General features: G+C 72.6%; 8 protein-coding genes. 4 read left to right on the top strand and 4 right to left on the bottom strand.

The window, feature by feature from the left end; genetic code table 11:
- Positions 1–644: alpha/beta hydrolase (locus tag B7X32_RS15535; RefSeq protein WP_292721539.1), on the top strand; the 644-nt coding region annotated here is incomplete at its 5' end.
- Between the two features lie 23 nt (positions 645–667).
- Here the strand turns inward: B7X32_RS15535 and B7X32_RS15530 are convergent.
- A complete protein-coding gene (locus tag B7X32_RS15530; protein WP_292721536.1) occupies positions 668–1135 on the bottom strand; it encodes a nucleoside deaminase in 468 nt (155 codons plus the stop codon).
- A gap of 113 nt (positions 1136–1248) precedes the next feature.
- Between B7X32_RS15530 and B7X32_RS15525 the strand changes: the two genes are divergently transcribed.
- From B7X32_RS15525 to upp, 3 genes are all read left to right on the top strand, one after another.
- Positions 1249–1842, top strand: coding sequence for a hypothetical protein (locus B7X32_RS15525; RefSeq protein WP_292721534.1), 594 nt, complete (start codon positions 1249–1251; stop codon positions 1840–1842).
- A complete protein-coding gene (locus tag B7X32_RS15520) occupies positions 1839–2039 on the top strand; it encodes a DUF6186 family protein (RefSeq protein WP_292721531.1) in 201 nt (66 codons plus the stop codon). The genes B7X32_RS15525 and B7X32_RS15520 overlap by 4 nt, the downstream gene beginning before the upstream one ends.
- 126 nt (positions 2040–2165) lie before the next feature.
- Positions 2166–2798 carry a uracil phosphoribosyltransferase gene (upp, locus tag B7X32_RS15515; protein ID WP_233310171.1) on the top strand — a complete coding sequence of 211 codons (633 nt, stop codon included), beginning with the start codon at positions 2166–2168 and terminating at the stop codon, positions 2796–2798.
- 115 nt (positions 2799–2913) lie between these two features.
- On the opposite strand, the gene B7X32_RS15510 is transcribed toward upp, so the two are convergent.
- The 3 genes from B7X32_RS15510 to nadE all read right to left on the bottom strand — a co-directional run bounded on the left by B7X32_RS15510 (position 2914) and on the right by nadE (position 8446).
- The gene (locus B7X32_RS15510) at positions 2914–3681 is read right to left on the bottom strand and encodes a GNAT family N-acetyltransferase (protein WP_292721524.1); all 768 of its coding nucleotides are present in this window, start codon (positions 3679–3681) and stop codon (positions 2914–2916) included.
- Complete coding sequence (locus B7X32_RS15505; protein WP_292721521.1) at positions 3671–7363, bottom strand: bifunctional RecB family nuclease/DEAD/DEAH box helicase; 3693 nt, start codon at positions 7361–7363, stop codon at positions 3671–3673. Before B7X32_RS15505 ends, B7X32_RS15510 begins: the two co-directional genes overlap by 11 nt.
- 264 nt (positions 7364–7627) lie before the next feature.
- Positions 7628–8446 (bottom strand): ammonia-dependent NAD(+) synthetase, encoded by an 819-nt coding sequence (gene nadE / locus B7X32_RS15500; RefSeq protein ID WP_292721518.1) that lies wholly within the window; start codon positions 8444–8446, stop codon positions 7628–7630.
- Positions 8447–8476: the final 30 nt, after the last annotated feature.

Genomic DNA, 8476 nt, shown 5'->3' with positions numbered 1-8476 from the left:
CCCGGCGGCTGTGCGCCGACACGATCCGTGCCAGCGCGCTGCGCGGAGGATCCGTCCGCATCGCGACCGTGGCGTGGTTCGGCTACGACTCCGGGACCCACCTCTCGGCGCTCGCGACCAGGCATGCGACCGTGGGCGCGGCGCGGCTGGCGGGCGATCTCGTGCGCCTGCGGCATCGGCAGCCCGGCACGCGCATCGCCGTGCTCGCCTACTCGTACTCGTCCACGCTGTTCGGCGAACTCGTGCTCATGGACGGCGCGGGTCCGGTCTCGATGGCGTTCTCGATCGCCTCGGCCGGGATGACGCACATGGCCGCCGACGCCGTCGCGGAGGCGATCTCGAAGCGCGCGTTCTCGTTCTACGCCACGGAGGCCTCGAACGACGTGACCGCTCCCCTGGGACGTCTGGGCGCGCACCCGGTCGACCCCCGCGACATCGTGGGGACGATCGTCTACTCCTCCGACGGCGGGCCCATCCCCGGCTCCGGAGGCGAGCAGGGCGAGGCCACCGACGGGCACGCGTCGCAGACCGAGGTCGACGAGCGCGGCGTGCGGCACCCCGGGTACTTCGACCCACGAGCCCAGGCGTACCTGTTCGCGGTGCAGCGCCTGGCTCGGCTCGCGTCGCGGCGGCCCAAGGCCTGAGGATCCGGGATCCGGGATCCGGTTCAGCGTCGTTCGGCGAAGAACGCGCGCAGCTGGTCCACGGCCTCTCCCTCGCGGACGCCGCCGACCACCTCGGCGCGGTAGGGAAGCCGGCGGTCGCGCAGCACGTCGTAGAGGGATCCGGCCGCCCCCGCCTTGTCGTCCCAGGCGCCGAACACGACGCGCGCCACGCGGGACTGCAGGATCGCGCCCGCGCACATCACGCACGGCTCCATCGTGACGACGAGCGTGCAGCCGGCGAGGTTCCAGGATCCCTGTGCTGCGGCGGCCGCGCGCAGCGCGACGATCTCGGCGTGACCGGTCGGATCCGCGGTCTCCTCGCGGTTGTTGCGCCCCTCGGCCAGGATCCGCCCCTCGGCGTCGAGTACGACGGCGCCGACCGGGATCTCGTCCGCCGCGGCGGCCTGGGCGGCCAGCGCGAGCGCGCGGTCCATCGCCGCGTCGTGCGTGACGGGTCGTGCTGCGTTCACCGGTCCTCCCGACGGTCGAGCCTAGCCGGAGGGCCGCTCCGCGTCGCCCCTCGCCGCGAGCGGACCTCGCCGCTCCCCCGCGACCTGTGAGTACCATGCGGATCAGGGGTGTCATGGGCGCTCAGACGGATGCGGAGGCGGGTGCGGCGGGGCGCCGCTCGCGCGCGCTGCCCTGGCCGGTCCTGTGCTGGATCACCGTGCTGCTGCTGATCGGGATCGTGCAGATCGTCCGCGCGCAATGGTTCGACACCGTCGTCTTCTTCGGCGCGGCCCTGCTCGTCGTGGCCGCCCGGTGGACCCCGGCCATCGCCGCGCGTCTCGTGCCGTCGCGGGTGATCGTGGCAGGAGCGGTGCTCGCGGGGATCGTCGTCTGCGTGCTCCCCCGCCACGGCGGCGGCATGGTCTCCGCCGTGGCCGCGATCGGGATCGCCGTGCTGGGGCTGGCGTGGCCCGGCATCGGCGTGGGACCCCGACCGTGGCCGCCCGGCCTGCGCCGGCTGGCCTGGGTGTGGGGCGGGCTCCTGGTCGCGGGCTGCCTGTGGGAGCTCGCGCAGTTCATCCTCGGCCGGGTTCGTCCCGACGCGCCCTCGTACGCGCTCAGCGACCTGCTCGACCCGCTGCTCGACGGAGCGCCGGGCAGGATCCTGTTCACCGCGGCGTGGCTGGCCGGCGGCGTCTTCCTGCTGCGGAGGGGATCTCGGCGATGACGCTCCTCAGCATCGCCTACTTCGGCCTGTGCGCGGCTCTGCTTGCGCTGGCGACGTGGCGGATCCGGCGCGCGGATCCGGAAGCGACCGTGACCGCGCTGTTCGACCGGCTGCTCGACGATCGCGCGGTGCGCATCGCGGTGATCGTCGTCTGGTGGTGGCTGGGCTGGCACTTCCTCGCCGGCGCGACGCTGTGACAGGGCGACGCTGTGGCGGGCCCTGCTGTGACAGGGCGACGCTGTGGCGGGCCCCGATCCCGGCATCCCGTTCGGCCCGGAGAATCCGCGCACCGCGCGGCGGCTCGGGCGAAGTAGCCTGTACCTATGCGTGTGCACGTCGCCGACCACCCCCTCATCACCCACAAGCTGTCGGTGCTGCGCGATGCGCGCACCCCTTCGCCGGTGTTCCGCCAGCTCACCGAAGAGCTCGTGACGCTGCTCGCCTACGAGGCGACGCGCAACGTGCGGGTGAGCCCGATCGAGATCACCACCCCGGTCACCACGACCATGGGCGTGAAGATCTCCGAGCCGCGGCCCATCGTCGTCCCGATCCTGCGCGCCGGTCTCGGCATGCTCGAGGGCCTCGTCAAGCTGCTGCCGACGGCCGAGGTCGGCTTCCTCGGCATGGTCCGCGATGAGGAGACCTTCGAGCCGACGACCTACGCCGAGCGTCTGCCGGACGATCTCAGCGGGCGTCAGTGCTTCGCGATCGACCCGATGCTCGCGACTGGCGGGTCCCTCGCGGCCGCGATCCAGTTCCTCTTCGACCGCGGCGCGGACGATGTGACCGCGATCTGCCTGCTCGGCACGCCCGAGGGCGTCGCGGCGATCGAGAGCCTCGTGGGCGACCGCAACGTCACGCTCGTCCTCGGAGCGCTCGACGAGCGCCTGAACGAGAAGGGCTACATCGTGCCCGGCCTCGGCGACGCCGGAGACCGCCTGTACGGCACGGTCTGAGGCAGGGCCGGTCAGGGCCAGCTGAGGCAAGGCCGGTCTGAGGCAGGGCCAGTCTGAGGCAGGGCCGGTCTGAGCGCGGCGTGGTCTGGCCGCCCCGTGCTCGAACCCGCCGGGTCTAGACCTCGAGCACGTAGGAGCGATCCTCGCCGTACGGGGCGAAGCCGCAGCGCGCGAGGATCGGGGCCGACGTCTCGACCCTGCCCTTGACGAGGGCCGTCCTGGCACCGTGCTCTCCCCCGATGCGCAGCCGTTCGGCGAGCACCGCGCGGTAGGCGCCCCTGCCTCGGAAGTCGGGGAGCGTCGCCGCACCCCACAGCCGCAGGAAGCCGTCGACGAGCGTGCATCCGCCCGTGCTGACCGCCTGTCCGTCGACACGGGCGAGCGCGCGGAACCCGGTCCGGGACTCGGCATCCGCGGTGACCTCGTCGAGCTGCGCCGCCAGCCCGTCCGCGTCGAGCGGCTGCTGCGCCCACACCGGCACGCTGACCGCATCCACGTCGCGCACCTGATCGAGCGTGTGCACGGTCTCGGCCGTGATACCCCGCGGCACCGGGATCGGATCCCCGGGGATCGCCCGCGCGAAGATCGTCACCGTGTCGTCGTGCACGGCGCCGCGTCGGCGCAGTTCGTCCTCGACGTGCGGGGAATCGGCCGCGCCGACCGAGAACACCAGCTTCCGCTCGCCCCAGTCCCTGGTGCGGCCGATCGCATGATCCACGACCCCGGCCGCATCGAGCGACGAGTCGATCACCGACGCGCGCACACCGCCGCCGAAGCGCGCGGGATACCGCACGAGCTGCAGGTGCTCCCGTTCGCTCTCGCTGTCGCGCGGAATCCAGACCCACGTCGCGGACGCCTGCAGGATCTCGGACTCAGAGTGCATCGGCGTGGTCCTGTTCGGCGTGCTCCTGCTCGGCGCGACCCGGCTCCTCCTCGACCGCGTCCGCGCCGTCCGGATCTACGGCGTACCGCTCCGCGTCGTCGCGATCGGCGCCGACGAGGTGCGCGAAGGCGCTCAGACGCGCGACGCCCTCGGGCGTCCACGGGAGGTCGTCCAGCAGGGCCGGCGAGTGCACCAGATAGGCGGCGACCTTGGCCCGCGAGATCGCCACGTTGAGCCGGTTCTGCAGCAGCAGGAACTCGGGACCGCGCGGGGCGTCCCGCCCGCTCGATGCGGCGAGCGACGTGATCGAGACCACGGCCTCCCTGCCCTGGAAGTTGTCGACCGTGCCCACGGCGACATCGCCGAGACCCGCCTCGGCGAGCGCGTCGAGGATCAGCTGCTTCTGCGCGTTGTAGGGCGCGACGACGATGACGTCCGCCGGTTCGAGGGCGCGCGCCGGCGCACCCTCCATGCCGTCGGTGTATTCCCGGCCGATCAGCGCGCGGACGATGCGGACGACCTCCGCGGCTTCCTCGGGCGACTGGGTCGCGTTGCCGCGGTGCCGGATCGGCCTCACATGCAGCCCGGGCTCGACGCCGTCGATCACGCGCCGCTCCGTGCCGGGCGCGGAGGCGAGCGCACCGGCATAGGCGAGCTGCGACACCGGCGCCGCGACCTCCGGGTGCATCCGCCAGGAGCGGGCGAGGAAAGCCCCGTGCGCGGGATCGATCACGGCCCTCTCGTGCATGACCCAGCCGAGCGCCGAGGTGTCGACGGGTTCGGGGTGCGTGCCCTGGCTCACCTGCGGCAGCTGCTGCGGGTCGCCGAGGAGCAGCAGCCGCTGCGCGGAGACGGCGACCGCGATCGTGGAGGCGAGCGAGAACTGCCCCGCCTCGTCGATCACGAGCAGGTCGAGCTCGCCGCGCTGCACGCGCCTCGTGCTGGAGAAGTCCCAGGCGGTGCCGCCGACCACGCAACCGCGACCGGCGCCGCCCTGCTCCGCGAGGTATCCGGCCATCCCGTCCTTGCGGATCGCGGTGAAGACGGGCTCCGGGCCGTGCGGATCCTTCGGCGCCTTCGCCACCTGTGCCGCGGGGACCCCGGCCTCGACCACCCGCTCGAGCAGGTTCTCCACGATCGCATGCGACTGCGCGACCACGCCGATGCGGTATCCGTGGTCGTTCACGAGTCGGGCGATCACCTGCGAGGCCGTGTAGGTCTTGCCGGTGCCGGGAGGGCCCTGGACCGCGAGGTAGCTGCGGTCGAGGTCGAGCACACCCCGCACGATCCCGTCGGCGGCCTCGGCGCTGCCGCCCTGGTGTCCGTCCGGCCCGGTCTCCCTGACCGGCAGCGGCCCGCCCGAGACCGTGTGCGGCACGATCCGGCGCAGCACGTCGGTCGCCGGATCCCGCGGGAACTCCGGCGACGCCGACAGCATGGAGCCGGCCCACTCCTCGATCGCTCCCTGCAGGGAGTTCACGCGGGGCGGCGCGGCGGGGGTGAGCGCGAGCGGAAGCTCGTCCCAGGTCTGACCACCGATCGAGCGCTCGCGGATCCGGTACCCGTCGTCGAGCACCTCGACGATCTCGACCTCGTGCGGCACGTGGATCACGCGGGCAGGGAACTCGCCGAAGAATGGCGCGGGGGCCTCGTACAGCGCGAACGGGCTGCCGCCGACGTTCAGGGTGCTGCCCGGTGCGACCTCGCCGTGCAGGTCGATGAGGCGCGTGACCGCACGTGCGCCCTCCTCCTGGCCCCAGTCCTGCGCGACCCCCGAGCGGTCGGGGTCCACCCGCAGCACGTCGCGCGTGGACTCCCACAGCGTCACCGGCTCGCGCAGGCGCTGGAAGTGCGAGATCCAGAAGCTCTTCGCCTCGCGCGGGAAGTAGTCGATCGCGGCGGCCGCGACCCGGTAGGTCTGGCCGTCTCCGCCCTCCGCCTGCACGCGCTGCCCCTCGGCCTGCAGCGCGAGCGAGAGCGGCGCCGGCTCGTAGGCGCGGGTCTCCGGCTCGTCCGGGGGCGCCGGCAGCACGCCCGCCTCGCGCGCGAGGCCCACGAGCCAGTTGCGCAGGCGACGGGTCGAGACGCAGTCGTAGCGGTTGTAGTCGGCGAGATCGGCGAGGATCCCGTCCGCCTCGGCGGTGCGCCCCGCGGCCGCGAGCCCCCGGGCCTGCACGTACTGGACGATCGAGTCATCGCCCTTCTGGACGTCGCTCGTGCGCACCTGGGCGCCCATGTAGAGCGGCTCGAGCTTCTTGATCGAGTACGACCGGGATCCGATCCGCACCGTCCGCAGCACGAGCGGGTACAGGTCGACGAACACGCCCTCACGGAGCAGCCGGTCGACCTCTGCCTCGCCCACGCCGTAGCGCTCCGCCATGTTCTGCAGGTGCGAGGTCTCGTAGGGCGCGTAGTGGTAGATGTGCATGTCGGGATGCGCCGCACGCCGCGCGGAGACGAAGTCGAGGAAGTCGAGGAGCGCCTGCTTCTCGGCCGCGAAGTCGTGCGCCCACAGCGCGCTGTACTGCTCCGCGTCGTCGACCCAGCCGAACAGGTAGTCGAGGCCCCACCGCTTGTTCCCCTGGGGCTGCTCCTCGTCCGGCTCCGTGTAGAGCGGATCCCCCTCGAAGTCGAAGAACAGGTCGCCGCGACTGGGACGCGGCATCATCCCGATCGCGGCGGCGGAGACGACCTCGAAGGGCGGCACCGGATGCGCGTCGGGGTCGCCCTCGGCCACGGCGGCGTCCTCCGCGGCCATCGCGGCGAGCTGCAGCCCGGCCTGCGCACGCAGCGCCTCGAACGTCTCCGTGCCCATGCCCTCCGGGGCATCTGCCGCTGCGGCGAGGTCGTCGATCGTGCGGATGCCCTCGGCGCGGAGTCGCGCCCGCTGCACCGGACGCATGCGCGCGACGAGCAGCAGGTCGCGGTGCGCCACGACCTCGAGCTCGCACGTGGCGCAGCGCCCGCACGCGACGATCTGCAGGTCGCCGCGGTCATCGCCCCAGGCGAGCGGGGCCCCGGCCGCGCCCTCGTCGATGCGGCGGTCGGCGATGAGCGCGCGCAGGCGCGCCCTCCGCACGTGGAACAGCGGCAGCAGGTCGCTCACCGCATGCGTGGAGATGGTCCTGTCGCCGAGGATCAGATCCACCTCCTCCGAGCGCGGGATGCCGAGCCGGTCGAGCTGGTCGACGTATGCCGCAAGCTGCATGAGCGCCGTGACCCTGGCCGTGCGGGCCAGCTTGGAATCCTGCACGCGCCACCGGCCATCGGGGTCGCGCGAGAGGAAGTCGGCGAATCCGACGAACTCGGGCGTGGAGAACGCGGCCTGATAGATCACGGTCGCGTCGGACCGCAGCGCGCGCACCGTGTCCGCGACGACGCCGGCAAGCGCCTCCGCATCGGTCGACGACACCTTCGGCAGCTCGATCACACCCGGGCCGCCGTCGACGGATCGCCCGTGCTCGGCGATGTAGTCGTCGAGCACCACGAGCTCGTGCGCGTCGCCCATCGCCGCGGCACGGGCGAGCGTGGCGTCCTCCGGATCCTCGACCGGTTCGACCCGCCCGAGCTTCGCATCGACCGAGCGCGCCCAGGCGAACTCGCACTCCGCCGCGAGCTTCAGATCCGTGGCGCTCCAGATCACGCGCTTCCGGTCGGATCCGGAGGGGGTGATCACGCGCACGACGGCTCCTGTCTTCGGGTGGCGACCGATCAGGCCGTCGCTTCGACCCTAGACGGGACCGCCGACATCACCGGATCGGGAGCCGCTCAGTGCAACGCCTGCACGATCCGAACACGGATGCACGACCGATCGCCATGATCCGTCCTGCATCTGTGGCGGAGTCCTGCAGACGTCGCACATCCGCCGCGCAGGCGAACGCACATCCGCCGCGCGTGCGAACGCAAGCCCGCGGCGCGTGCGAACTGGAAGAGACGACGACCCGGCTCAGCGCCACCACGTGTCGTCGGGGGTCACCGGCTGGCGACGCTTGTGCGAGGTGGCGAGATAGCGCGCCTCGATGCGCTCGGCGACGCTCGCCTCGACCTCGCGTCCCTCCAGGAAGTCGTCGATCTGCGCGTAGGTGAGGCCGAGCTCGTCCTCGTCGGCGCGCCCCGGCGTGCCGTCGAGGAGGTCCGCCGTCGGCACCTTGTACGCCAGACGGTCCGGCGCGCCGAGCTCCAGCAGCAGCGAGCGCCCCTGCCGCTTGGTCAGCCCGGCGAGCGGCGTGAGGTCCGCCGCCCCGTCGCCGAACTTCGTGAAGAACCCGGTCACGGCCTCGGCCGCGTGGTCCGTGCCGATCACGAGCAGGCCGCGCTGGCCGGCGATCGCGTACTGCGTGACCATCCGCAGGCGCGCCTTGATGTTGCCGCGGTGGAAGTCGGCCACGTCCTCCAGGCCCGCCGCCTCGAGGTCGTTCTCGAGACCGTCGACGCCGTGCTCGATGTTGACCTCGACGCCCTCGTCCGCGGCGATGAACGCCATCGCGGCGGTCGCATCGTCGGCGTCGTGCTGGACCCGATAGGGCAGGCGCACGGCGATGAAGGTCGCCTCGCCGCCCTCTGCGCGCACTTTCTCGACGGCGAGCTGCGCGAGGCGCCCGGCGAGCGTCGAGTCCTGTCCGCCCGAGATGCCCAGCACATAGCCCTTGGCGCCCGTGTGCCGGAGGTAGTCGACGAGGAAGCCGACCCGGCGGTCGATCTCGGCGACGGGATCGATGTCGGGACGCACTCCGAGGTCGGCGGCGATGTCCTGCTGCAGGGTCATGCTTCTCCTTCGGTCGTGGAACCAGTATCC

Source organism: Microbacterium sp. 13-71-7 (assembly GCF_002257455.1).
In the GTDB taxonomy this organism is placed as follows: Bacteria; Actinomycetota; Actinomycetes; order Actinomycetales; family Microbacteriaceae; genus Microbacterium.
The sequence above is the reverse complement of the archived record's forward strand: the minus strand, read 5'-3'. Positions and strand labels throughout refer to the sequence as shown.